Genomic DNA, 23,336 nt, shown 5'->3' on the forward strand with positions numbered 1-23,336 from the left:
GTGTTCCTGCCAATGGAGCGGACTACCGATAATTCATTCCCGTTATCAACGGCATATCGTGCCGCTCGGCCATACCGGGCAGAACTGAGGACCGCCAATCCGCCAGCAGCGCGTCAATTCAATGTGCGTACACATCTGATAGAGCAGATCAATGAAATGACCCCTCGAAAATCCACATTCGCACCTTTGAGCAGAATTTTTGCTTTCGCCATTGAACTGGATGGAGTGGACCGTGTGCTGTCCGTGGTCCGGCGGCATCTTGGCATGGATGTGGCCTTTGTGGCCCGATTCCGCGAAGCGGATCGGGTGCTGGAGCATGTGGACGAGAGCACTGGCGGAGTGATTTTCCGGCAGCAGAAGATTCCATTGAACGAGGGCTATTGCCAGAAGGTGGTCAATGGCGAATTGCCGCAGTTGATTCCAGACACGTCCCGTTTACCCGCTGCACAGGGAATACCGGAGACGCACACCATTCCCATCGGCTCGCACCTGAGCGTACCAATCCGCCTGGATGACAACCGTCTGTACGGCACCTTGTGCTGCTTCAGCCACCAGCCCAATCCCGCGCTGGGTGAGCACGATATGTCGCTGTTGCGGGCATTCTCCGATTTATTGGGACTGCATTTCAGTGCAACTTCTGCGGTCCAGCATGCAAGGGACAAAGCGGCCAACGAAATCCGCCTTGCCATGCAGGGCAATGCGCTGCGCCCTGTATTTCAGCCCGTATACACCATCGCGACAGGCAAGCTGCACGGTTTTGAGTGCTTGTCGCGCTTTGACCTGGAGCCATTTCGCCCGCCAGACCAATGGTTCAAGGCAGCGCACGAAGTCGGCCTGGGGCTGGAGCTGGAGCGCCATGCAATCGACACGGCGCTTGGCGCGCTCGGTCGCCTGCCAACCGATTGGCTGCTCGCAGTCAACTGCTCGCCGCAGCTGATCCAGTCAGGGCAGCTGCCCCGGCTTCTGGGTTCGGACCAGGATCTGTCGCGCGTGACGCTGGAAATCACGGAGCATGCCGCCGTGGATGACTACAGGGCTTTGGCCGATGCACTGGCTCCGCTGCGGCGCCGGGGCGCGACCTTGGCGGTCGACGATGCCGGTGCCGGCTACTCCAGCATGCGGCACATCCTGCATCTTCAACCGGACATGATCAAGCTGGACATGAGCATCACGCACGACGTCGATACCGACCGCAGCCGCCGTGCGCTCGCCAAGGGGCTCACGAGTTTCGCGCACGAAATAGGAAGCGTGGTGGTCGCCGAAGGTGTGGAGACTGCCGAGGAATTCAATGCGCTGGCAAGCCTTGGCGTGGATCTGGCCCAGGGCTACTTCTTTGCCAAGCCGATGGGGTCAGCACAGGCGCTGGCCATGGGGCTTGCCAGGGCCTAGGCGTTCAAGCTTTCGAGCCTGCCTGCATGCGTGAATGTGCTGTGGCAACGCAGCGTTCTCCCGCCACCTTGACCGGGATCAAGCGTACACCAGCCATGGTGCCCGAGCAAGGCGCCCGTTGCGCGAAGCCGTAGTGCACCCGGCGCATAATCGCCTGCATTCTTTCCCCAGCCCATCCGCCATTGCAGGTCTGCATGCGGCAGGCGCGTCCAGCGGCCATCGCGGCGCCCCAGCATTTCCCCAGACTTCCAGCAACAGCCTCCCGGCAGGCGGTCATGGGCATGCCTACGGTGAACCCAGATGGAAGTTTTGAAGCAACTCGAACCCCTCATGCGCGACATCATCGCGCCCCAAGCCGCGCAGATCGACGAGCAGGCACGCTACCCGCGCGCCGCGCTGGATGCACTGGCGGCAGCCGGCCTGCTGGGCCTGATCAGCGCCAGCGAGGTGGGCGGCCTGGGCAAGGGCCTGGCCGAAGCGGTGCAGGTCGTCGAGCGCATTGCCCAGGACTGCCCCTGCACGGCCATGGTGCTGACCATGCACTACTGCGGCGTGGCGCTGATCGAACCCTTTGCCGACGACCCTGTGCGCCGCGAGATCGCGGCCGGCCGCCACCTCACCACGCTGGCCGTGTCCGAAGCCGGCTCGCGCAGCCATATCTGGGCGCCGACCGGCACGGCGACCGCCGCTGAAGATGTCATCCACCTGAACGCGCTCAAGAGCATGATCACGTCGGCCGGCGAGGCCGATTCCTATGTCTGGATCTCGCGCGCCACGCAGGGCGAGGGCAATACGCTGTGGCTGGTGGACAGCCGGCTGCCGGGCCTGTCCATTCCCGGACGCTTCAACGGCATGGGGCTGCGCGGCAATGCGTCCTCGCCCATCGAGGCACGCAACGTGGGCGTTCCACGCGCCCGCATGCTGGGCGCCGACGGCGAGGGCGAGGCCGTGAAGGGCCGCTATCTGATGCCCTTCTTTCCCACGCTGATCGCCACGACGTCCATCGGCCTGATGCAGGGCGCGCTGCGCCGCGCCGTGGCCCATGTGGCGGGCACGCGCTTTGCGGAAAGCGGCAGCTCGCTGGCCGACCTGCCCACCATCCGCGCCTACCTGGCCCGTGCCCAGCTGCGCCTGGAGCAGGCCCGCCTGCTGCGCGACGATACCGTGGCCGCCGTGCAGGCGGCCCGGGCCGATGCGCGCACCCGCCTGCTGCAGAGCAAGGCCGCAGCCGCCGAGGCCGCACTGGAAGTGACCGACATTGCCATGCGCGTGTGCGGCGGCGCCGCCTTCCGCAAGGAGCTGGGCATAGAGCGCCTGTTCCGCGATGCGCGCGCCGCCTCGGTCATGGCGCCCACCACCGATGTGATCTACGACATGCTGGGCAAAGGCATGTGCGACGCCGCCGCCTGAGCCTGAACGGCAGAACCCGTCGATCGCTTCACCCCTCCTCCCCCATCCAGCAAAGGACTTCCGCATGACGACAACCGCCCCCGTGATCAAGCTCGGCGCCGTGGCCTACGCCCCCAAGGTGATCACCATCTGGGAAAGCTTCAAGGCGTATTTCATCGAGCGCGGCTACTACTTCGACTACGTGCTCTATTCCAACTACGAGTCGCTGACCGAGGCGTTGATGGCAGGCGATGTGCACCTGGCCTGGAACTCGCCGCTGGCCTTTGTGCGCGCCGGCCGCATGGCCCGCGCGCGCGGCCTGCGCGTGGAGTCCATCGCCATGCGCGATACCGACCTGGACCTGCATTCGCTGCTGGTCGTTCCCGCAGACAGCCCTATCCAGAGCGTGCAGGACCTGCGCGGCAAGACCGTGGGCTTCGGTGCCGTGGATTCGCCCCAGGCCACGCTGATCCCGCTGGACCATCTGCGCCAGGAAGGGCTGGTGGCCGGGCGCGACTACACGGCACGCCGCTTTGACGTGCTGGGCGGCAAGCACGGCGACCACATCGGCGGCGAGCGCCTGGCCGCCGCCGCCATGGTGGCCGGCGAGATACAGGCTTCATGGATGGTGGGCAAGAACTACCTGGCCTTTGCGCGCGAAGGCACGCTGCCGGCCGGCGGCACGCGCGTGCTGGCCACCTCGGGCGCCTTCGACCACTGCAACATGACGGCCGGCCCGCACATCGATGCCGGGCGTGCCGCCGCCTTCCGCGACATCCTGCTGGCCATGTCCTGGGACGACGCGGCAGTGCGCCCGCTGCTGGAGCTGGAAGGCCTGAAGGTCTGGCACCCGGGCCGCGGCACGGGCTACGGCCTGCTGGAGCGCGCGGTGACGGACGAGGCCTTCTACGACGCCGAAGGCCGCATCACCGTGCAGGACTACCGTTACTGATACGCGCCATGGCCATGCCTGATTCCGACAGCGGCGCCCTGCCCGCCTCCACCCAGCCCGCCTCCACCCTGCCTGTCATCGACCTGCAGGGCCTGGGCTTCGATGCCGGCGCCCATCTGCTGGTCAAGCACGCGCTGGCCGCCCTGCCCGTGGGCGGGCAACTGCGCGTGACCGGCAGCGCGCCGGCCTGGCAGGCCCAGCTGTCGGGCTGGTGCAGCGACCAGGGCCATGGCCTGCGCTGGGAGGATGGCGTGGATGCAGCACAGGCCATGGCCATCGTGGCGCGCGGCGGCGCCCAGGCCGGGCGCTGGCGCGGCGCGGCGCAGACGGGCCGCAGCGATGCGCGCTCGGGCGACGGTGCCGTGGCCGCGCAGGCCCAGCCTTTCTGGGGCCTGGCCGCGCGTGGCGCGCAGGTGGAAGCCGGCGCGCCGGCCTTCCATTTCCGGCTCAGCGACAAGCTGCAGGTCTGGACCGACAGCGCCGCCGACCTCTACGCCCAGGCCGTGGCCGCGCAGTGGAATGCCGACACCGACATCGACTGGAACGACGCACCCGAGCTGCCCGCGCCGGTGGAGGACGCCATCGTCCAGCTCATGACCTACATGGTCGAGAACGAGAATGCGGCCCTGCTGGTGCCTGCGCGCTTCCTCGGCCAGCTGCACCCGCACTACCGCGAACTGCAGGCGGCGCTGGCCATCCAGGTGGCCGACGAGGCGCGGCACATCGATGTCTTCACGCGCCGCATCCGCCGCCACGGCCGCGAGCCCGCGCTGTCCACGGCGGGTGGCCAGGCCTCGCTCAAGAGCCTGCTGGACGAGACGGATTTTTCCGTGGCGGGTTTCCTGCTGTCGGTGCTGGGCGAAGGCACTTTCGTGCACCTGCTGCAGTTCCTGCAGACCGAGGCGCCCGACCCCCTCACACGCCAGATCTGCCGCCTGGCCGCGCGCGACGAGGCGCGCCATGTGGCCCTGGGCATGTCCCACCTGCTGTACCGCCTGCAGCACGAGCCCGGCTTCCAGCACCAGCTGGCCCAGGCCGTGGAGCAGCGCTTCGACAACCTAGCCGGCACCTCGGGCCTGAACGAGGAAGTCTTCGACGCCCTGATCCTCATCGCGGCCGGCACCCTCACTCCCGAGGCCCTGGCCCGTGGCGCCGCCCGCGTGCAGCAGCTCATGCGCGACATGGCAGACGGGCGTCTCTCCAAGCTGCTGCGGCTGGGCTTCGAGCGCGGGCACGCTGAGCGGCTGGCCTCGCTGCATACGCGCAATTTCATGTAGGCACGAGAAACGGACCCGGTGCGCGGTGCCCGGTGGCCATAGGACCGGCGCCGGTCAATCCACGATCAATTTGCTGTTGTTCAGCAGCTGCGTGATGATCTGCTGATCCGTGGCGGCACCGGAATACAGCGTCTGCAGATTCACGCCTTCCAGGATGATCTGCTGGGTCTCGGCCGATGCCGAATAGCTTGCACCCACCGCATGGGAGTCCGCACCGAAGCCGCCCGTGTGGCTGACATGGACCCAGGTATCACCTCCTGTGATCTCGAAGTGCAGGTAGTCGGCCAGGTTGCCTGCGGCATTGCCGGGGCCTGCGGATTCACCCTGCAGCAGGTCGCGCAGGTCCAGTACATCACCGCCTGCGCCGTTGGCTCCCGCGGCCGCCATGGCGAAGTTCTGGATTCGGTCCATGGCCGGCGTTCCTGCCGCCCCCTGGTCTCCCAGCGACCAGGCAAAGACATCCACGAAGTTCTCGCCCGCATCATCGCCGCTCATCAGATCGTTGCCGGGGCCACCGGCCAGCAGGTCCGTGCCCGACCCCGCATTGAGGGTGTCGTCGCCGCTGCCACCCATCAGCACATCGGAGCCTGCGCCCGCCGACAGGTTGTCGTCGCCAGCGCCTCCGAAAACGATGTTGTTTCCGTTGGCGGCGCTGATGGTGTTGGCGCCGTTGCCACCAGCGATGTATTCGCTGGCCGAGCTGCCCGTATAGCTGCCGCTATGGGTCGTGGTGACATCCACGGTCGTATATGAGGCCTTGAGCGTGACCACGGTGGATGTCGATGCCGTGAAGCCGCCGCTCACCTCCGTCGCCGTGACCTGGACCGTGAGATTGGTGGCGTTCGTGGTGTAGCTGCCAGGCAGATTCAGGATGAGATTGGGCAGGTCGGCTTCGGTGAACTGCCAGACACCACCACCCAGGTTCGTGCCCGCATTGAAGGACAGATTGGTGGGCAGTCCACTGATCCTGATCGACAGGGTTTCCGAGCCATCCGTATCCACCAGCTTCGTGGTTATCGGAAACCTGACGCTGGTCCCGCCTGTGCCTTGTGCGATGGCCAGCAGGGACTTCAGGACAACGACCGAAGAAGCGCTGGCCGCTCCAACCGACAGATTGACCGTGCCGATACTGGTACCGCCGCGCCCATCGCTGACGTCGTAGAGAAAGCTGGCCGGTCCTTCGTAGCCTGCAGCGGGCGTGAACAGCACCCCGCCCGCCTGCGATGCAAGGCTGCCATTGATCGGCGAATGAGCCAGGGTGATGGTCAGGCTGTCGCCGTCGGCATCCGTGTCATTGGCCAGCAACGTGGCAAAGCTGATGCTCCGCGGGATGTCCGTGGCAACCATCCATTGATCTGCCACGGCAACCGGTGCATCGTTCACGGGAGTGACCGTGATGGAAACGGTGACGATGTTTCCCATGGCCAGCCCATCGCTGGCACGGTAGGCAAAGCTGTCGGAAACCGTCTCGCTGCCGTTGTGGATATAGGTGAAGGTGCCATTGCCGCTCAGCGTCATGGACCCGTTCGCCGGACCCGTCACCAGCACCGCGACGAGCGGATTGCCGTCAGGGTCCGTGTCGTTGGCCAGCACGCTGGTTGCACCGCTGGCAAGGACCGTGGCCACAGCGCCCTCGGCCACCACTATCGCATCGGAGACAGACACTGGCGGTTGATTGCCGGAGGGCGCAGCAGCAACCGTCACCGACACGCTGGCCGTGGCAAAGCCGCCCCTGCCGTCGCCAATGGTGTAGGTGAAGCTGTCGCTGCCGGTGAAGTTGGCGTTCGGCGTGTAGACCGGATTGCCCGTGACGGCATCCACGACCACGGAACCGTGGGCGCCCTGGGTGATGCCGGAAACGGTCAGGCTGTCCCCATCCGCATCGCTGTCGTTCCCGCGCACGGCGATGGCGACGGATGTATCGGCATCGGTGGTGGCCGTATCGTTGCCGGCCACGGGCACCCGGTTCACGAAAACACTCAGCGTGCTGGACGCGCCGGTCTGCACGGTGTAGCCGATGGCCAGCGGATGGCCGCCGCTGTAGTTCGCATCCGCCTGGAAAGTGAAGCTGCCGTCTGCCTGCAGCGCGAAGGTCCCGCGCCCCGCCACGTTCCGGGAGCTGCCGGCCGCCACGGTCTGGCCTTCATAGGTGAAGCTGGCGACCACGAGCGCCCCATCGGCATCGGAATCGTTGGACAGCACATTGCCCGTGCGCTGCCCGGCCGTGTCCACCTGCACGCTGTCGGGCGCAAGCACGCTGGCGTGGCTGCCGTGCGCGGCGGCCGCCGCGTTGGCGCACAGCTGCGCCACATCCACCCAGCAGGAGCCGCCCGCCTCCAGCGTGGCGCCGACCGCGCAGGCGCTGCCGGGACGCGCGGCCGTCGTAGGAATCGTGCCCGGCACGCCCAGCGGAAAGCAGGTGTTCCACACAGGGTCCGTGATGCCGGTGATTTTCAGCCGCACCGAGGTCTGGTTGCGATAGACCACAGGCAGGAATCCCTGCGGTGCGCCATCGGCACCCAGCGCTGTCGTCTGCACGGGAACGGTGAGCGTCTCGCCCGCGGCCTGGTTGAAGGCTTCCTGCAATTCCTGAATCTGGGCCTGCACCCGCTCGCCCCAGACCGCCGTGGCTGCGGTCATGACAACAGCACCGCCCATGGCCCAGGCACGCAGGCCGACCAGGGAGATCCGCCCTTTTTGCACACCCCGCACAAGGCAGGCCCCCAAGGCCAACGCCAGCAGCGCAAGAGCGCCAGGGTGGTCCACAGGAATCGCCGCCGGCGCCACGGCTGCCAGCGGTGCCGCAGTGATGCTCTGGGCCTGGGCTGCCGGCACGGCACAGGCCACGGCCAAGGCGCCCAACGCCTGTGCGAGCCCCGTGCCACGGGCAAGGAATTGGAAAAGTTGCAGCATGGGTCTGGCCTGGAAGAAAAGATCCGAAGATCCGAACAGGCGGGGAGCGGTCCCCGCCACTGCCTTCAGGCAGGCCACAAATGACTGCGCTGCTGACAATTTCTTACTTTAGACGACGGCCTGCGCAGCGCATATCCCTGAAAGCAGGTAATTGGCCAGCGGGCACCGGCTCTGGCAAGGGCCGCTCGAAGGCCGCACGACCCCTCCAATGCGCCCAGCTCGTCCGACCGCCCGCCCTTGCCTGGCAGGTACCGGCCCAGATCCACCCCGCCCACATGCGGGCCGCATATCACTCGACTTGTGACAACCCTAGAAAACTCAGGGATTTTCTCGCGGGCCTTTGTGATTTTTCCCATCAGAAAAACCGAGCCGCATCAGCGAATTAAGTCAATGGAGCCGGAGAAAGTTTCGCAAAAAGACAAACGCCTGCGCAATCTGACAAGAGAAAGCTTTTCCAAATGTAAACAATTGTTTATTCAGCCTGTAAGATTCCTCCAGTCAATCAGTGTTTCCCATGGGACAGGCCTGCGCCACCCCACAGATGCATTCATCATGAAAATGCATCAATCGAGCAGGATCATTGATTTTTTCAAGCAAGAATTCTTACTCAATCCATCTTTTGACGCACAACATCCACGGCCACCCAGATGAGAGCGCATCCAGATTGTGGAGAATAATATCCGACCATCACCAGCGACCTGATCAGGGAAACAATAAAATCAGCCGGGCCGAGCAATTGCTGCAGGCCTGCAAATGGCCGGAGCCGCCGATATATCCATCATTGGTACTCAGGCATATTCAGGAAGCGCAGGCGATTTTCGAATTGCACCGCATGCCTGACCGCGCGGTGTCGTCGCGCATCGCAGCGGCCTTCGTCCATTGCCAGCTGGGTGAGGAGCGCAATGCCATTTCACTGGCCACGGCGGCCATGGCCAATCCCGCGCTGCTGCCGCCCGAGGCCCTGGTGCGCGCCACCTATGTGCTGGCGCTGGCGCATGGCCGGCTGGGCGAGCTCGATACCGCCCTGCAATTGATCGAAGGCAAGGACCATGATTTTGCGCAAATGGCGCCCGGAGACAGCCCCTGGCTCCCCGCCCTGATCACCTGGGCCAGGGCGCAAATCCTCTGGAAGGTCTTTCTTTATAAAAACCACCAGGACCTGTGGTGCGGGCCACCGCCCGATTCAGGCCTGGTCCAGCTGGGTGCCGCTGCGCCCGACAGCGCTGCCTTGCAGGACCTGCTGGGGAATGTGGGCCGCCAGCTGCCAGCGGGCCTGGCCTGGCCGTACAGCGAGCTGCTGCGGCTGTCGCTCAAGGGGCTGGAGTCGGGCCGGCGCGAGGCTGCCGCCGTGGTCCGCGCCATTGAGCGCATCGGCATCCACTACCAGGCCAAAAACCCGCCCATTGCAGGCTGGGCCTGGCTCAGCAGTGCGCTGGTGCATTGCAGCAAGCGCCAGTACGGACAGGCGCTGCAGGCCGCCGTACTGGCCAAGTCCACGGCGCAGACCTACCAGTTGGAGGGCCTGCACCGCAATGCGCTGGTCTATGAGTACCACATACAGGAAACGCAGGGCGATTTCGCGGGCGCACTGTCCACGCTGAAGGCGCTGAACATCATGCGACTCAAGAGCATGGCCATCAGTCCTTATCTGGAGAAATCACGATTCACGGCCATGGACGAGGCGCGGTTGCATGACCTGGAACCTGCCTATGTGAAACGCGCCCTTCAATACATAGAAGACAACCTGGACAAGAAACTGCTGGTGCAGTCCATTGCCGACCATTGCCGCGTCAGCCGCCGCACGCTGGAAGTTTCATTTCGCCATAGCCGATCATGCAGCATTGGTGAATATATAAGACAAAGCCGTATCCACCTGGCTGCGGAATCCTTGCTGACCACGGATCAAAGCATAGGACAGATTTCCTCCCGGCTTGGATATTCCTCCCTCTCCACATTTTCCAGGGATTTTTCCGGCCATTATGGGATACCGCCATCGGCCTGGGTTCGGCACCACCGGCTGACGTGATTTGAAAAATCCTGGAATGCATATGACGGGCGTGTATTCAGGCCCTACCGATCACCCGAAGCAACACGCAAAGTAGGACGCAAAGGAAGACGCATGAAATATCTGAAGAATATGAAAACGGGCTCCATGCTGGGTCTGGGTTTCTCGGTTCTCATCCTCATCGCGCTGTCGATTGCGCTGCTGGGCCGAGCGCGGCTGATCCAGGCCTCGGACGATGTCTCCTACCTGGCCGACACGCGCATCACCAGCCTGCTCAGGCTGGTGGAGGTCAAGAGCTCGGTGGAGTTCATCTTCCGCGGCGTGCGCAGTCTGGCGCTGATCGAAGACCCTGCGGAAAAGGCCCTGGCCAAGGCCACGCTGGACACGCAGCGCCAGAAGATAGGCCAGCTCATGGAGCAGTTCCGCGAGGGACTGACCACGCCGCAGGGCATCGCCCTGTACGACCGCATGAGGAATGCGCGCACCGCCTACCTGCCGCTGCTGGACCAGTTCATGGCCGCGGCCATGCGGCATGACCTGCCCACCGTCTCGGCCATGCTGGGCAGCAGCGGAGAGTTCCGCAGGCAGCAGGACGCGTTCTTTGCCGCCATCAACGACATGCTGGCCCACCAGCAGGTGCGTGCCACGGAAACGGCCCAGGCCACCGAAGGCAAATCGCTGGCCGCCGGCCGGCAGATGCTGTCGCTGGCCCTGGCCTCGCTGTTGCTGGGTGCGCTGGTGGCCTGGGCCATCACCCGCCGCATCAAGGGCCTGCTCGGTGGCGAGCCGGCCTACGCGGCCCAGGTCACGCAGGAAGTGGCCAAGGGCAACCTGGCGGTGAACGTGCAGCTGCGCCGGGGCGATACCACCAGCCTGCTGGCCAGCCTGGAGGCCATGCGCGCCAGCCTGGCCGGCATCGTCAGCCAGGTGCGCCACAGCAGCGAATCGATTGCCACGGGCGCCAGCCAGATCGCCTCGGGCAACGCCGACCTGAGCGCTCGCACGGAGGAGCAGGCCGCCAACCTGGAGGAAACGGCCGCCTCCATGGAGCAGATGACCGCCACCATTCAGCAGAACGTGGACACGGTGCGCAGCGCCTCGGGCCTGGCCCAGTCGGCCAGCGCCACGGCCGTGCAAGGCGGCGAGGTGGTGCATGGCGTGGTCAGCACCATGGAGGACATCACGCACAGCTCGCGCAAGATCGGGGAAATCATCGGCGTGATCGACGCCATTGCGTTCCAGACCAACATCCTCGCGCTCAATGCCGCCGTGGAGGCCGCGCGTGCCGGGGAACAGGGCAAGGGCTTTGCGGTGGTCGCCTCGGAGGTGCGCTCCCTGGCCCAGCGCTGCGCCAATGCGGCCAAGGAGATCAAGGGCCTGATCAGCGAGAGCGTGGGCAAGGTCGCCGCCGGCTCCCGCCAGGTGGCCGAGGCCGGCAGCACCATGAACGACATCGTCACCCAGACGCACCGCGTGGCCGAACTGATCTCCGACATCGGTGCCGCCACGCAGGAGCAGTCCCAGGGCGTGACCCAGGTCAGCGACGCGGTGCAGCAGCTCGACCAGGTGACGCAGCAAAACGCTTCCCTGGTGGAAGAGTCTGCCGCTGCTGCCGACAGCCTGAACAAGCAGGCCGCGCAACTGGTGCAACTGGTCAGCGTGTTCCGCCTGGATGAAAGCGAGGCCCGGGCACAGGCCGTATCCGCGCCGGTGGCAGCGGCCGGTCTGGCGCGCGCACAGACCGCCAGGCCGTCTCCAGCGCTGGCCCCTGCCGTGCCCCGCCCCGCCAAGCCCTTGCGCGCGGCAGCGGCTGCGGCCTCCAGCGCGCCTGTGGCGCTGCCCGCCAAGGCAGCAACACCCCGCCGCGCCACGGCGGCCGGAATGGCCGAGACCGATGAGTGGGAGCAGTTCTAGAACAGGCTCAGCGCATCACCAGGCCGCCATCGACGAACAGTACCTGTCCCGTCATGAAGCCGCTCAGTTCCGAGGCCAGGAACAGCACCGGCCCCGCCACGTCTTCGGGGCTTGCCAGGCGGCGCAGCGGCGTGGCGGCCATCAGCGATTCGCGGAAGGACTCGCGCGTGTCCTGCGTGCCCTGCGTGGGATAGACCAGGCCCGGCGCCACGCAGTTGACGCGTATGCCCACGGGCCCCAGTTCGCTGGCCAGGTTGCGGCTGAAGGCCACCAGCGAGGCCTTGGCCGTGGTGTAGTCGTGGTAGGGCACGACGGGGTGCTCCACCAGGTTGCTGGCGATGTTGACGATGCTGCCCCGCGCACGCTGGCGCATCTGCGGCAGCACGGCGCGGCAGACGTTGAAGGCCGCGCCCACGGCACCGTCGTACTGGGCCTGGTAGTCGCTCCAGTCCAGGTCGTCGAAGCGGCGGCGGCGCTCGGGGTCGAAGGCGTAGGGTTTGAAGGCGTTGTTGACCACGATGTCGATGGCGCCGGCCTCGCGCGCGATGGCCTCGGCCATGGCCTGGACGGCAGGCTGCGAGCCTACATCGGCCTTGATGGCCCAGGCATCGCCTCCGGCCTGCTTGCCCGCAGCCTGGCAGGCCGCCACGGTGCGGGCGGCGGCAGCGTCGTTGGACAGGTGGTTGACCGCCACGAGGGCGCCCTCGCGCGCGAAGGCGGTGGCAATGGCCGCGCCTATGCCGCGGCCGGCGCCGGTGACCAGTACCACCTTGCCTTGCAGGCCCAGGGAAGACGGCTGTGCCATCTCAGGCCCCGGGCAGCAGGCTGGTGTCCACCACGTCGGACACCTTGATCTGCCTTTGCACCATGCCCAGCGCGCGGTAGGCGTCGGCGCCCTTTTGCAGGGCGGCCAGGTCGAAGCTGCCCAGCGGCTTGCCGGCCTGCAGCGGCTGCGAAGACGCATTGCGCAGGCGGATCACGTCCAGGTTGATGTCGCGCTGGGTGCCGTCGATGGCGTGCTTGCCGGCCAGCGTGGCGGCCTCCTCAGGGTTGGCCATCATCCAGGCGGCGCTGTCGCGGTAGCCCTTGAGGAAGGCGCGCAGCAGGTCCTTCTTGTCGCGCAGCGTGTCCTCGCGCACCACGAACATGTCGCTGGAGATGTTGAGGTGGTCGCGCACCTGCATCACATCGACCTCGCCAATGCCTTTGCGCAGGCCCACGGCCAGGCCGGTGTCGGTGGCGGCCGTGGCATCGACCTGGCCCTGCATCAGCGGCGCGAAGTTGAGCAGGCCGGTGACGACGATGGTCACGTCCGACTCCTTGAGGCCGGCCTGGTGCAGCATCACCAGCAGGTTCTGGCGCGTGCCGCTGGAAAGGCTGTAGACGCCGATCTTCTTGCCCTTGAGGTCCGCCGGCTTGCGGATGCCGGCCGACTTGAGCGAGACCACGTTGAACACGTTCTGCGGATAGATGTCGTAGATGGCGACCAGCTTCTCGCCCTTGTCCAGCGCCATGAAGAAGGAGCCGGGGTCGGTGAAGGCCACATCGGCCTGGCCGCTGAGCATGTTGCGGATGGCGTCGCCGCCGCCCGCGCCGGGCAGGTAGGCCAGCTCCACGCCCTGGGCCTTGAAGAAGCCCTTGTCGGGCTCGGCCAGGATGTTGGTGATCTCGCTGATGGGCTTGCTCCAGCCCGCCAGGCGGATCTTGCCCTGGGCGGGCGCGGCCGCTGCCGAGGTGCCGGCCAGAGTCAGGCCTGCCAAGCCTGCCAGGCCAGCGGTGGCGCCCAGCAGGCTGCGACGGGTGAGGAAGGGGGATTGCGGTGTGTGCATGGCGCTTGGGGAAAAGGTTGCGGAAGTGTTCAGGGTGGTCAGGCGGCGCGCGAGCGCAGCAGCCGGCGCTCCAGCACCAGGCAGGCCTGGTACAGCAGCAGGCCCATGGCGGCGATCAGCACCAAGGCGGCGAACATGAGGGTGGTGTCCATCATTCCCTGGGCGGCGATGACCACGGCGCCCAGGCCCCGGCTGGCGCCCATGAACTCGGCCACCACGGCGCCGACCAGGGCCAGCACCACGGCCACGCGCAGGCCCGCAAGAATGGCGGGCAGGCCCGTGGGCAGCTTCAGGCGCAGCAGCGTCTGCAGCCGCGTGGCGCCCAGCATGCGAAACAGCTGCAGCCGCTGGGCATCGACCTGGCGCAGGCCGGTCAGGGTGTTTTCCATCAGCGGGAAAAAGCAGATCAGCGCCGTGATCAGCACCGTGGGCAGCATGCCGAAGCCGAACCACAGCACGAACAGCGGCGCCAGCGCCAGCTTGGGCACGACCTGGCTGACCACCACGTAGGGCTTGAGCACACGCTCCAGCAGCTCGGATTCAGCCAGGGCCATGCCCGCCAGCAGGCCGATCGCGCTGCCGGCCGCCAGCCCCAGCAGCAGGGCCTGGAGCGTCGCCCAGATGTGCGGCCAGAAATAGCCCGTGGCCAGCCCCGTCCACAGCGATGCCGCAATGGCCGAGGGCGCCGGCAGCACCAGGGCGGACAGGCCCCATTGCCGCACCAGCAGCTCCCACAGGCCCAGCAGGACCAGCGCCAGCGCGGCGGCCAGCAGGCGGGCATGGAACAAGGACACCGTCATGCCGCCGTCCTGTCCAGGGCTGCGCGCACGCGGGCGCAGTGTTCGTTGAACGCCGGCCCGTGGCGCATGGCCTGGGTGCGCGGCGCGGGCAGATCGACCGCCATATCGGCCACGATGCGCCCGCCGTGCATGAGGGCGATGCGGTCGCCCAGGTAGACGGCCTCGTTGATGTCATGGGTGACGAAGAGCACCGTGGTGCCGCGCTCGCGGCAGGTGCGCAGCAGGTCGTCCTGCAGCTCGGCGCGCGTGATGGCGTCCAGCGCGGCAAAGGGCTCGTCCAGCAGCAGCAGCGGCGGATCGAGCACCAGCGCCCGTGCCAGCGCCACGCGGCTTTGCTGCCCGCCCGAGAGATGGCGCGGATGGCGCTGCGCATGGCTGGCCAGGCCCAGCTGCTCCAGCAGCGCCAGCGCGCGTTGCTCGTCCTGCGGCGCGGGGCGCCTTTGCAGCGACACGGGCAGCAGCACATTGCCCAGCGCCGTATGCCACTCCAGCAGCGTGGGCGCCTGGAACATGAAGCCCAGTTGCGGGCCGGGCTCGGCCAACTCGGCGCCACGCAGCAGAATGCGGCCCGACTGCGGCCTGAGCAGCCCCGCCGCCAGCTTCAGCAAGGTGGTCTTGCCGCAGCCGCTGCGGCCCAGCAGGCAGTGGACCTCACCGGCCTGCACGCGCCAGTCCACGCCGTCCACCACGGGCGGGCGGCCCGGGTAGGTGAAGACCACTTGCTCGACATCGAGAAACGCCATGGTTGCAGCCCCGTCCGTCCCCTCTTGCAGGTTCGCCATGTCAGTCCGCATACGGCGCAAACGGCTGCGCCGCCGCCTCGGCAGATTGCTCTATCTCGGTCATGCGCACCAGGTCCAGCAGGTTGAAGCGGCCGTCATGGTGCCAGCCGGCCTCGGGCATGCTCATGGAGCCGATGGCGCTGATGCGCGTGACGCCGGCCGCCCCCAGCAGGCCGGCCAGGCGGTACAGCTGCTCGGGCGAGGCGGCAATGCCGGCCGTCTGCAGGTAGTCGCGCTGCGCGGCCACCACGGGCACGGCGTCATCCAGGCGGTCCACGCCCACCACGGCAATCGTGCGGTACAGGGCCGTGGGCGCCAGCGGCTGCAGGCTGTCGCTGTACGCCACGCCCCAGGGTGCGTCCACCGGACCCAGCAGTTGCTGTTCGTCACCCGACCATTCCACGGCCTGCTGCCAGCGGGCCACGGCGGCGCCCTCCTCCAGCTCCAACGGCCGGCGCGCAAAGCGCCGCTGCAGGTTGGCCAGCTCGGCCGCCAGATAGTCGGCAAAGGCACGCGGCGGCACGGGGGCACCGCGCTCCACGTAGAAGACATGGGGCGAGTAGCAACCCTGCTGGTCGTAGCGCATCACGTCCCAGGCCGCCAGCCGCGCCACGGCGGGCGCCTTGAGCGTGTCCAGCGCCTGGGCGCCCACCATGCCGAAGCCCAGCTTGTGGCCATGCGGCAGAAAGCGCGTGGTCACGGGCAGGCGCTGGCGCAGCGCCTGCAGCGTCTGGTTGCCGCCGTAGGCGAGCACGGTGTCGGCCTCGGCATGGAGCGCGGCGGCTCCACCGCCATCCACGCCATCGGCGCCATCCGCCCCATCCACACCACCCGCGCCGCTCCACCACACCACGGCCAGGCAATCGGCCAGCGGCGGGTGCACCTCGGCCAGCAGCCGTGCGAACCAGCCCGCGAACAGCGGCTCGGCGCTGGCCAGCTTGCCAATGGCGGGCGCCTTGACCAGCAGGCCGCAGACCAGGCTCCACAGGGACAGCGCAGGCACATTGCCGGCCCAGCTGTGCATCAGCAGGTCGGGCCCGAAGGCGCGCACCGCGCCGCCCTTGGGCGCGGGCTGGAAGCCGTCCAGCACGGCCGGGTTGGCAAAGTCCTCGGCCACGAAGCGCCGCAGCTGCGCGGCGCGGAAGGTCTTGAAGAAGCCCGTCAGCCCCAGGCGCACCATGTCGGCGTCATAGCCGCTGACCACGGGCAGCCAGGCCTCGGCCTGGCGCCGATAGGGATCGCTGCGGTCCAGCAGGCGGGCAATGGCACGGTCGATGGCGTCGATGATCTCGGCCACGGGCATGGCCCTGAGGTGGCGGTCGGCGGCACGCCGCACGTGGGCCGCCAGCGCATGCATCTGCGGGCCGGTCAGCAGGGGCACGGAGACTTCCAGCCGCACGCCGCCGCGTTCGAAGGGCAGCACATGCCACTGCACCTCGTCCTCGCGCAAACCAGGCAGTTCGGGCAGGTAGCCGGCCGTGATCCGCTCGATGGTCATGCAGCAGCGGCCTTCACGAATTCATCGACCGCCAGCGAGCAGCCCTTGGCCGCTGCGCCCTCGGCACGCCCCAGCAACAGGAAACCGCTGTTCTCGCCATGGCCGGCCCACAGGCCCACGTCCTCGGTGAGGATGGTGGTGACCGCGTTGTAGTTGGCCAGGTCGCAGTGCACGAGAATGCCGCGCTCGCCGGGCGCCACGCTGCGGCCGGTGACGGGCTCGACCAGGCGCGAGCGTATCCAGTGCGGCCCCGACTTGACCGACGGCAGCGTGGCATTTCCGTCGTCATAGAACTGCGTGCTCAACTCGGTCATGCCGTACATGTTGATGCAGTGGCTTCGCGGCACGCCCAGCAGCCGGGACAGGTCGGCGTAGAAGTCCTCCAGCGGCAACTCGCGCGACTGGCCCTTGTAGCCGCCCGTGTCCAGGATGCGGCTGCCCGGCGGCAGGCAAAAGCTGCGGCCTTGCTCGCGCAGTGCGTCCATCACATGCACCAGGCTGAAGCTGGCGCCCAGCAGCGCATAGGGGCGGCCGCTGCGCTCGGATTCCTCCAGCACGGCGCACAGGCCGGGCATGTCCAGGCCGTCGGGGGTGAGGAAGTAGCGGCTGTCGGGAGTGCCGAATTCCGTCTTGGCCAGCGCCAGGTAGTGGGCCAGCGAAGAGTTGGGCATGGCCTGCTCGTCGGGAAAGAGGATGCCCATGGGCAGGCGTTCGTGCCCGGCCATGAAGCGCTGCGCGAAGTTGCGCGTCATCGACGCATCGTAGACATCGAGCGCGGGATGGAAGTGGCGCCCGCGCGCGGACAGTCCCTTGGCCTGGCCCGTGGTGCCGCTGGTCATGAACACGCGCTCCGCGGGCGAGGCCGGCTCGCTGCGCAGCTCCATGGCCTTGAACGCATCGATGGGCACGGCGGGAATGTCGCTCCAGGTCTTCACATTGCGCAGCGTGGCGCCGCGCCGCTGGCAGAAGCTGCGAAACGGCGCATTCGATTCGTATTGGTAGGCGAACAGCCGCAGGGCCAGTGCATCGAACTGCTCGTCGGTGCAGCCGTCCATGGCAATGAATGCAAGCAGGTCTGCGACCAGAGAAGCCGCCTGGGGCCGGGCCTTGTCCATGGAATTCCTTCGAGAGCTGGGACGTGATGCTCCGAAGGCGCCCCGCCCGTGGCGCATGGGCGGCCACGCAGGGGTGCAAGCTCTTCTTCCGCCGGAATGACCCGGTTCAAGTTCTCGGGTGTGGATCTCAGCACTGGCGTGCACCCCGGAGCGGAGGGCTATCTTACAGCAGGGTCGCCAACGCCGCAGGCCCGGGGCCATCGCCCTGCAAGACTGCGTCAACCCAGTGCCGTCAGCCGCCGCATCACCCATTCCACGGGCCCCTGCGCCACCTTCTTGCTCCAGGCCCAGGCGGCCAGGCTGGCGATGATCACGTACAGCGCGGCGGCCACGGCCACTTCGCGCAGGCTGCGCGATCCGTCCAGCGCGCCCATGGCCTCCAGCAGCCCCATGCCGATGAGGATGTGGGCCAGGTACAGGGTCAGCGTCATGCGCCCGGCCGGCAGCAGGCCGCGCCACGGTCCACCGGGCCAGCGGTCGGCCAGCCGCAGGCAGGCGCCGATGGCAATGCTGGCGCAGCCCAGGCCCATCAGCAGGTAGGCAGGGCCGGGCGGCATGGGGCCGGTGGCCAGCCAGGGAGCCCATTCACTCTGTGCCGCAAGTGCCGAGACGGCGCAGGCCAAGCCCACCATCGCTACACCGCAAGCCACCAGACCCCATTGCACCCGCGGCTCGGCCAGCGGCAGGCGCGCCAGCAGCATGCCGCAGAGGAAGAACGCAAACCAGGGCAGCACCGGATGGAAGCCGTTGAACAGCAGGTTGCGCGCAAAGCCGGCCGGCTCCCACAGGCCCTGGTAGGACAGGCTGGCCCAGTCCCAGCCCTGGCTGTAGTCCAGCTGCAGCAAGGCCCAGGCGGACAGCATGGCCACGGCCGCCATGCCGGCCAGCAGCGCCCTTGCGCCGGCCTGCAGCCAGGCGATGGCCAGCACGAAATACACCGCGTAGTAGTGAATGATGTCGGCCGGAAAGATCACCAGGTTCATGCCACCGGCCACCAGCAGGAACAGCGCGCGGCGCAGCGTCCAGAGGCGCGCCGTGGCCGGCTCCAGCGAGCGCGTGGCCAGCACCAGGCCCAGGCCTGCCAGCACCACGAAGGTGGCCGAGGCCTTGCCCTCCAGGAAATGGAAGAACGACAGCAGCCAGCCCGGCTCCTGCAGCGCGGGATGCATGGCCTGCTTGAAGTTGACGAACACCATACCTGCCAGCGCCAGGTAGCGCGCCAGGTCCAGCCCCGCCAGGCGGGCGCCCCTGCCGGTGGCATGCCTCATGTCGCGTCTCCCCGTGCCTCGCCTCCAAGAAGGCAGGCCAGCAAGGCGGGATGCAGCACATCGACCCCTTCATCCGCCCCCGCGTCTTCTTGCGGCGTCACCGCCAGCGCAAAGCGCAGCGCATCGCTTTCCACGGCATCCAGCAGCAGTTGCGCGGCCAGGCGCACGGGCACGGCGGGCCGCAAGAGGCCCTGCTGCGCCCCGCGCTCCATGAAGCCTGCCAGGCCGTCGAGCATGCGCCTGCGGTTGGCCTCGAAGGCCGGCGCCAGGCCCGGCGAACGCGCGATCTCGGACAGGCACTCGGCGCTGAGCACGGCCCATTCCCGCTGACGGCACAGCGCCTGGTAGGCGGCCAGGAATTGCGCCACCACCGGCAGCGAAGGGGCTGCGGCCCGCTCCAGCGCCTGAAGCAAGGGCAGCAGCTCGGTCTGCTCCTGCGTGGCGACCTCGGCAATCAAGGCCTGCTTGCTGTCGAAGTGGTTGTACAGATTGCCCAGGCTCACCGAGGCAGCCTGCGCGATGTCGCGCATGCTGGTGCAGTGAAAGCCGCGCTCCACGAAACACTGCAGGGCGGCCTCCACGATGACAGCCCGGCGCTCGCTGATGTCTTCTTTCTTTTTCATGCCCCGAATGATGAACGAACGTTCATTCATGGTCAACACCGGGGCATGAAATCACAGCGGCGGCAGGGGGCCCACGCCCGAAGGAACGGCCTCCTCGTTGGGCCTGCAGGGCTGGCGCAGCATGCGCCGGCAGTCCGGCAGCTGCCGCTCATGGGCATAGGCGATGTGGCCCAGCACGATCTTCGACGGCCGGCTGCGGTCCAGCCAGACGGTGTTGGTCGAAGGCGTGGACAGATGGTCGAAGGCCCAGTACCCGGTCTGCGAAGGCGTGTCCAGGGTCACGCGCAGGCTGGAGCCCGCGCGGAACACATGGGCGAATTTCTGGATTTCCACGCGCATCAGCGTGGGCTCGCCGGGGCGCAGCGGGCGCACGGCGGCCTCGGTGAAATCGCCCCAGGGCCGCAAGGCGGTGGAGCGCTGGCCGTCCAGCGCGCGCATGGAAGCACGCAGCCAGCCGCGCTGCACGAACATCTCCTGGCCGTCGGGACGCACCTCCGAGACGGTGACCTGCACATCGGTATCGCCGGCCGTGGCGCTGAGCCACAGGTCCAGCGAGGCCTCGCCATAAAAGCTCAGCGCGCGCGGCAGCGGGGCCGTGGTAAAGCGCAGCAGGCCCTGCCCGGCGGGGCTGGCCATCCATTGGCCCGCGCCGGACTCGGTGTCCGCGTCGGGATGGTTGGCATCGGCGCCCGGCAGCGGGTAGCGGTAGCTGGCCGATTGGCGCTCGGCCTGCGGGGGCGCATCGCCCAGCCCGCCGCCCGGCTGCAGCCACAGCGTCATGGGCGTGACGCGCACGGGCAGCCGGTCAAAGCTGGCCACGGCCGAGGGGCGCAGCTGCCCATAGTCGCCCCCACCGTTCATCCACTGCATTTCCTGCGCCAGCAGCACGCGCGGCGTGTGCTCGAAGCCATTGCTCTCGCCCTTGAGAAAGCGCGCGTAAAAGCGCTTCATGGTCTCGCGAATAAAGGGGGCGCTGTCGGTGTGATGGTCGCCGTTGGAGCTGATCAGCCACATCTTGTCCGGGGCGATGCTGTCCTCGTAGTAGCCCATGCGGGTGCCCACCTGCTCGTCCTGCCAGGACTGGGTGCCCAGCGTGGGAATGTCGATGCGGTGCGTGGTGTACATGGCGCTCTTGCGCGCGTAGCGGGCGCCGAAGAAGCGGTCCTCGTCCAGCCAGCGCGCCATGTCCAGGTCGGGGCGCTGGATCTTGCGGATGTTGTCCTCCACCACCTGGGCGCATCCGGTATCGCCGTCCAGAGCCTTGGCGTCCTCGGCGGCCTTGCGCCATATCGCGGGGAACTGCCCCCACCAATTGGCGGGAAAGCCGATGTTCTGGATGCCGCCCGGATAGGCCACGTCGCGGTAGGGATCGGCCACGTTCTTGCCAGGAGCAATCGCCTTGAGGCTGGGCGGACGCTGGGCCGCCACCCACAGCTGGTCGTAGCCCGAGTATGAATAGCCCACCATGCCCACCTTGCCCGTGGACCACGCCTGGCGCGCAGCCCACTCCACCGCGTGCGCCCCGGCCGCGCCCACGGAGGCGTCGGCCCACTGGTTCTCGCCCGTGGAGCAGCCCGTGCCGGGCACGTTCAGGCCCATCACGGCATAGCCTTCCTTGGTCCATTCCTGGGTGGTCTGGTCCGTGACCGAGCCCGATCCGTAGCCGTCGTACTCCATCAGCACGGGAAACGGCCCCGGCCCCTTGGGAAAGACCACCGAATAGCGCATCTTGTTGCCGTCAGGCAGCTGGATGTAGCCCCAGATGCGCGGCCCGGGGTTGGTGCTGCCCGAAGAGCCCCCGCCGCAGGCCGCAAGGCCCAGGGCAAGGGTGGCGATGCCGGCCGCGCCGAGCCACGCGCGGGAATGGCGAAAAGTCATCATGGATGGTCCTCCTGGTTGCTGATGCAGTCATGCCCGCAAGGGGGCAGGCCGCAATGTAGGACCGTCCGGACGCATGGCGCACGCGCAGGCTGAAGGGGGGCTGAAGCACGCCTGAAGACAGGCTGAAGGCGAACGCGGACAATCGCCACGGCCTTAGGCCCCGGACCACGGCAGCCGCGCGTCACACTATGATTCGATTTTCAGTTCCTTGACCCCATGCCCCGCGCCCGCACATCCAAGCCCGCTCCGTCCGAAGAGAACACGGCCCCGTCCGGCACCACAGCGCCGGGGCCGTCCATCGACGCCTCTTTCCTGCACACCCTGGTCGGCTACAACGCCCGGCGTGCCTCGATGTCCATCATCGAGGTGTTCGTGGAGCGCATGGCCACCCACGATCTCAAGATGGTGGAGTTCTCCGTGCTCTCCCTGGTGTCCCACAACCCCGGCATCACCTCGCGCCAGCTGTGCACGGCGCTGGACGTGATGCCGCCCAACCTGGTGGGCCTGATCGCCGCGCTGGAGCGGCGCAAGCTCATCGAGCGCCGCCCCCATCCCACAGACCGCCGCGCCGTGGGCGTGCACCTGACGCCGGCCGGCGCCGAACTCACGGCCCAGGCAGAAAGAACGGCGGCCCAGCTGGAGATGGATGCCACCTACCGCCTGACCGATGCCGAGCGCAAAACGCTGATCCAGCTGCTGCAGAAGATCTACAACTGAGCGCGCTCAGTCCGCCTTCTGCGCGGCGGGCCGGTCCAAGCCCAGCAGCCGCACCGCATTGCCCTTGAGGATGCCGGGCATCACCTCGGGCTTGAAGCCGGCTTCCTGGAAATCCTTCATCCAGCGCTCGGGCGTGATCAGGGGATAGTCGCTGCCGAACAGCACGCGGTCCCTGAGCAGGGTGTTGGCGTACTGCACCAGCTGCCGGGGAAAGTACTTGGGGCTCCAGCCCGACAGATCGATCCAGACATTGGGCTTGTGCAGGGCCACGGACAGGGCCTCGTCCTGCCAGGGAAAGCTGGGGTGGGCCATCACGATCTGCATGTCGGGAAAGTCGATGGCCACGTCGTCCAGGTGCATGGGATTGCTGTAGGCCAGGCGCAGGCCGCCGCCGCAGCGCATGCCGCTGCCAATGCCGCTGTGGCCCGTGTGGAAGATGGCCGGCAGTTGGTACTCGGCCACCACCTCGTAGATCGGCCAGGCCATGCGGTCGTAGGGATGGAAGCCCTGCACCGTGGGGTGGAACTTGAAGCCCCTGACGCCCTCTTCCTCGATCAGCCGCCGCGCCTCGCGCGCACCCATGCGGCCCTTGTGCGGATCGATGCTGGCGAAGGCCACCATCATGTCGCTGTTGGCCCGCGCAGCCTCGGCGATCTCCTCGTTGGGAATGCGGCGCCGGCCCAGCTGCGATTCGCTGTCCACCGTGAACATCACCAGGCCCAGGTTGCGCTCGCGGTAATAGGCCACGGTCTCGGCGATGGTCGGGCGCCGGCCGTTGCCGAAGTACTTGTCGGCGGCGCGGTCGTACTCCTCGCCGTAGTTGTCGAACGGGTTCCAGCAGCTCACCTCGGCGTGCGTGTGAATGTCGATGGCAATGAGTTTTTCGTGGTCCATGTCTGTCTCCTGTGCGGCCTGCTGCCTGCCCCGCAATCAAGGGGAAGTCCCAATAAGAAATTCACAAAGGCCGCTTGAATTGGTTATTAA

The 23,336-nt window shown here is 67.3% G+C and carries 19 protein-coding genes and 1 riboswitch; of the genes, 8 read left to right on the forward strand and 11 right to left on the reverse strand.

The window, feature by feature from the left end; all coding sequences use genetic code 11:
• Positions 1–156: 156 nt before the first annotated feature.
• The 4 genes from ACF8ML_RS13675 (at position 157) to ACF8ML_RS13690 (ending at position 5,007) form a co-directional block, all read left to right on the forward strand.
• The gene (locus ACF8ML_RS13675) at positions 157–1,389 is read left to right on the forward strand and encodes an EAL domain-containing protein (RefSeq protein ID WP_034367634.1); all 1,233 of its coding nucleotides are present in this window, start codon (positions 157–159) and stop codon (positions 1,387–1,389) included.
• Positions 1,390–1,689: 300 nt separating this feature from the next.
• A complete protein-coding gene (locus ACF8ML_RS13680; RefSeq protein WP_026062547.1) occupies positions 1,690–2,799 on the forward strand; it encodes an acyl-CoA dehydrogenase family protein in 1,110 nt (369 codons plus the stop codon).
• 64 nt (positions 2,800–2,863) lie between these two features.
• Entirely contained in the window at positions 2,864–3,730 is an 867-nt protein-coding gene (locus ACF8ML_RS13685) for a phosphate/phosphite/phosphonate ABC transporter substrate-binding protein (protein WP_392407250.1), read from the forward strand.
• Between the two features lie 8 nt (positions 3,731–3,738).
• On the forward strand, positions 3,739–5,007 hold the full coding sequence (locus ACF8ML_RS13690) for a ferritin-like domain-containing protein (protein ID WP_392407251.1): 1,269 nt from the start codon (positions 3,739–3,741) through the stop codon (positions 5,005–5,007).
• A gap of 54 nt (positions 5,008–5,061) precedes the next feature.
• Here the strand turns inward: ACF8ML_RS13690 and ACF8ML_RS13695 are convergent, their stop codons facing one another.
• Positions 5,062–7,920 (reverse strand): midcut-by-XrtH protein, encoded by a 2,859-nt coding sequence (locus ACF8ML_RS13695; RefSeq protein WP_392407252.1) that lies wholly within the window; start codon positions 7,918–7,920, stop codon positions 5,062–5,064.
• 300 nt (positions 7,921–8,220) lie between these two features.
• On the opposite strand from ACF8ML_RS13695, the gene ACF8ML_RS13700 reads away from it, so the two are divergent.
• From ACF8ML_RS13700 to ACF8ML_RS13710, 3 genes are all read left to right on the forward strand, one after another.
• A complete protein-coding gene (locus ACF8ML_RS13700; RefSeq protein WP_133073538.1) occupies positions 8,221–8,571 on the forward strand; it encodes a hypothetical protein in 351 nt (116 codons plus the stop codon).
• Between the two features lie 181 nt (positions 8,572–8,752).
• On the forward strand, positions 8,753–9,946 hold the full coding sequence (locus tag ACF8ML_RS13705; protein WP_016453234.1) for a helix-turn-helix domain-containing protein: 1,194 nt from the start codon (positions 8,753–8,755) through the stop codon (positions 9,944–9,946).
• A gap of 93 nt (positions 9,947–10,039) precedes the next feature.
• Positions 10,040–11,839, forward strand: coding sequence for a methyl-accepting chemotaxis protein (locus ACF8ML_RS13710; protein WP_392407253.1), 1,800 nt, complete (start codon positions 10,040–10,042; stop codon positions 11,837–11,839).
• Between the two features lie 7 nt (positions 11,840–11,846).
• Here ACF8ML_RS13710 and ACF8ML_RS13715 read toward each other — a convergent pair whose 3' ends face one another.
• From ACF8ML_RS13715 to ACF8ML_RS13755, 9 genes are all read right to left on the reverse strand, one after another.
• The gene (locus ACF8ML_RS13715; protein ID WP_046239924.1) at positions 11,847–12,644 is read right to left on the reverse strand and encodes an SDR family oxidoreductase; all 798 of its coding nucleotides are present in this window, start codon (positions 12,642–12,644) and stop codon (positions 11,847–11,849) included.
• A gap of 1 nt (position 12,645) precedes the next feature.
• Positions 12,646–13,668: an ABC transporter substrate-binding protein gene (locus ACF8ML_RS13720; RefSeq protein ID WP_047326898.1), complete on the reverse strand. Its 1,023-nt coding sequence runs from the start codon at positions 13,666–13,668 to the stop codon at positions 12,646–12,648.
• A 38-nt stretch (positions 13,669–13,706) separates the two neighbouring features.
• Positions 13,707–14,468: an ABC transporter permease gene (locus tag ACF8ML_RS13725; RefSeq protein WP_016450562.1), complete on the reverse strand. Its 762-nt coding sequence runs from the start codon at positions 14,466–14,468 to the stop codon at positions 13,707–13,709.
• Complete coding sequence (locus ACF8ML_RS13730) at positions 14,465–15,250, reverse strand: ABC transporter ATP-binding protein (protein WP_016453238.1); 786 nt, start codon at positions 15,248–15,250, stop codon at positions 14,465–14,467. The genes ACF8ML_RS13725 and ACF8ML_RS13730 overlap by 4 nt, the downstream gene beginning before the upstream one ends.
• Before the next feature lies 1 nt (position 15,251).
• Positions 15,252–16,748, reverse strand: a complete 1,497-nt coding sequence (locus tag ACF8ML_RS13735) for an acyl-CoA reductase (protein ID WP_133073536.1) — start codon at positions 16,746–16,748, stop codon at positions 15,252–15,254.
• Positions 16,745–17,863, reverse strand: a complete 1,119-nt coding sequence (locus tag ACF8ML_RS13740) for a hypothetical protein (RefSeq protein ID WP_016453240.1) — start codon at positions 17,861–17,863, stop codon at positions 16,745–16,747. The genes ACF8ML_RS13735 and ACF8ML_RS13740 overlap by 4 nt, the downstream gene beginning before the upstream one ends.
• Before the next feature lie 66 nt (positions 17,864–17,929).
• A riboswitch (TPP riboswitch) is annotated at positions 17,930–18,021 on the reverse strand.
• A 60-nt stretch (positions 18,022–18,081) separates the two neighbouring features.
• Positions 18,082–19,131 carry a DUF418 domain-containing protein gene (locus tag ACF8ML_RS13745; protein ID WP_133073535.1) on the reverse strand — a complete coding sequence of 350 codons (1,050 nt, stop codon included), beginning with the start codon at positions 19,129–19,131 and terminating at the stop codon, positions 18,082–18,084.
• Positions 19,128–19,754 carry a TetR/AcrR family transcriptional regulator gene (locus ACF8ML_RS13750; protein ID WP_063325956.1) on the reverse strand — a complete coding sequence of 209 codons (627 nt, stop codon included), beginning with the start codon at positions 19,752–19,754 and terminating at the stop codon, positions 19,128–19,130. The genes ACF8ML_RS13745 and ACF8ML_RS13750 overlap by 4 nt, the downstream gene beginning before the upstream one ends.
• Before the next feature lie 51 nt (positions 19,755–19,805).
• A complete protein-coding gene (locus tag ACF8ML_RS13755; RefSeq protein ID WP_046987485.1) occupies positions 19,806–21,635 on the reverse strand; it encodes a CocE/NonD family hydrolase in 1,830 nt (609 codons plus the stop codon).
• Positions 21,636–21,851: 216 nt separating this feature from the next.
• Between ACF8ML_RS13755 and ACF8ML_RS13760 the strand changes: the two genes are divergently transcribed.
• Positions 21,852–22,352 (forward strand): MarR family winged helix-turn-helix transcriptional regulator, encoded by a 501-nt coding sequence (locus ACF8ML_RS13760; protein WP_016453244.1) that lies wholly within the window; start codon positions 21,852–21,854, stop codon positions 22,350–22,352.
• 6 nt (positions 22,353–22,358) lie between these two features.
• Here ACF8ML_RS13760 and ACF8ML_RS13765 read toward each other — a convergent pair whose 3' ends face one another.
• Positions 22,359–23,246, reverse strand: a complete 888-nt coding sequence (locus tag ACF8ML_RS13765) for an amidohydrolase family protein (RefSeq protein WP_046241907.1) — start codon at positions 23,244–23,246, stop codon at positions 22,359–22,361.
• Between the last annotated feature and the right edge of the window lie 90 nt (positions 23,247–23,336).

The organism is Delftia sp. WSY_10 (assembly GCF_043104705.1).
GTDB lineage: Bacteria > Pseudomonadota > Gammaproteobacteria > Burkholderiales > Burkholderiaceae_C > Comamonas > Comamonas tsuruhatensis.

What these genes read in the sequence shown, in the direction of transcription:
- ACF8ML_RS13705 (WP_016453234.1), top strand. Translation starts at nt 8,753, where the DNA reads ATGCCTGACCGCGCGGTGTCGTCGCGCATCGCAGCGGCCTTCGTCCAT.
- ACF8ML_RS13755 (WP_046987485.1), bottom strand. Translation starts at nt 21,635, where the DNA reads ATGATGACTTTTCGCCATTCCCGCGCGTGGCTCGGCGCGGCCGGCATC.
- ACF8ML_RS13715 (WP_046239924.1), bottom strand. Translation starts at nt 12,644, where the DNA reads ATGGCACAGCCGTCTTCCCTGGGCCTGCAAGGCAAGGTGGTACTGGTC.
- ACF8ML_RS13695 (WP_392407252.1), bottom strand. Translation starts at nt 7,920, where the DNA reads ATGCTGCAACTTTTCCAATTCCTTGCCCGTGGCACGGGGCTCGCACAG.
- ACF8ML_RS13745 (WP_133073535.1), bottom strand. Translation starts at nt 19,131, where the DNA reads ATGAGGCATGCCACCGGCAGGGGCGCCCGCCTGGCGGGGCTGGACCTG.
- ACF8ML_RS13675 (WP_034367634.1), top strand. Translation starts at nt 157, where the DNA reads ATGACCCCTCGAAAATCCACATTCGCACCTTTGAGCAGAATTTTTGCT.
- ACF8ML_RS13680 (WP_026062547.1), top strand. Translation starts at nt 1,690, where the DNA reads ATGGAAGTTTTGAAGCAACTCGAACCCCTCATGCGCGACATCATCGCG.
- ACF8ML_RS13690 (WP_392407251.1), top strand. Translation starts at nt 3,739, where the DNA reads ATGGCCATGCCTGATTCCGACAGCGGCGCCCTGCCCGCCTCCACCCAG.
- ACF8ML_RS13685 (WP_392407250.1), top strand. Translation starts at nt 2,864, where the DNA reads ATGACGACAACCGCCCCCGTGATCAAGCTCGGCGCCGTGGCCTACGCC.
- ACF8ML_RS13735 (WP_133073536.1), bottom strand. Translation starts at nt 16,748, where the DNA reads ATGACCATCGAGCGGATCACGGCCGGCTACCTGCCCGAACTGCCTGGT.
- ACF8ML_RS13730 (WP_016453238.1), bottom strand. Translation starts at nt 15,250, where the DNA reads ATGGCGAACCTGCAAGAGGGGACGGACGGGGCTGCAACCATGGCGTTT.
- ACF8ML_RS13765 (WP_046241907.1), bottom strand. Translation starts at nt 23,246, where the DNA reads ATGGACCACGAAAAACTCATTGCCATCGACATTCACACGCACGCCGAG.
- ACF8ML_RS13760 (WP_016453244.1), top strand. Translation starts at nt 21,852, where the DNA reads ATGCCCCGCGCCCGCACATCCAAGCCCGCTCCGTCCGAAGAGAACACG.
- ACF8ML_RS13710 (WP_392407253.1), top strand. Translation starts at nt 10,040, where the DNA reads ATGAAATATCTGAAGAATATGAAAACGGGCTCCATGCTGGGTCTGGGT.
- ACF8ML_RS13725 (WP_016450562.1), bottom strand. Translation starts at nt 14,468, where the DNA reads ATGACGGTGTCCTTGTTCCATGCCCGCCTGCTGGCCGCCGCGCTGGCG.
- ACF8ML_RS13720 (WP_047326898.1), bottom strand. Translation starts at nt 13,668, where the DNA reads ATGCACACACCGCAATCCCCCTTCCTCACCCGTCGCAGCCTGCTGGGC.
- ACF8ML_RS13750 (WP_063325956.1), bottom strand. Translation starts at nt 19,754, where the DNA reads ATGAAAAAGAAAGAAGACATCAGCGAGCGCCGGGCTGTCATCGTGGAG.
- ACF8ML_RS13740 (WP_016453240.1), bottom strand. Translation starts at nt 17,863, where the DNA reads ATGGACAAGGCCCGGCCCCAGGCGGCTTCTCTGGTCGCAGACCTGCTT.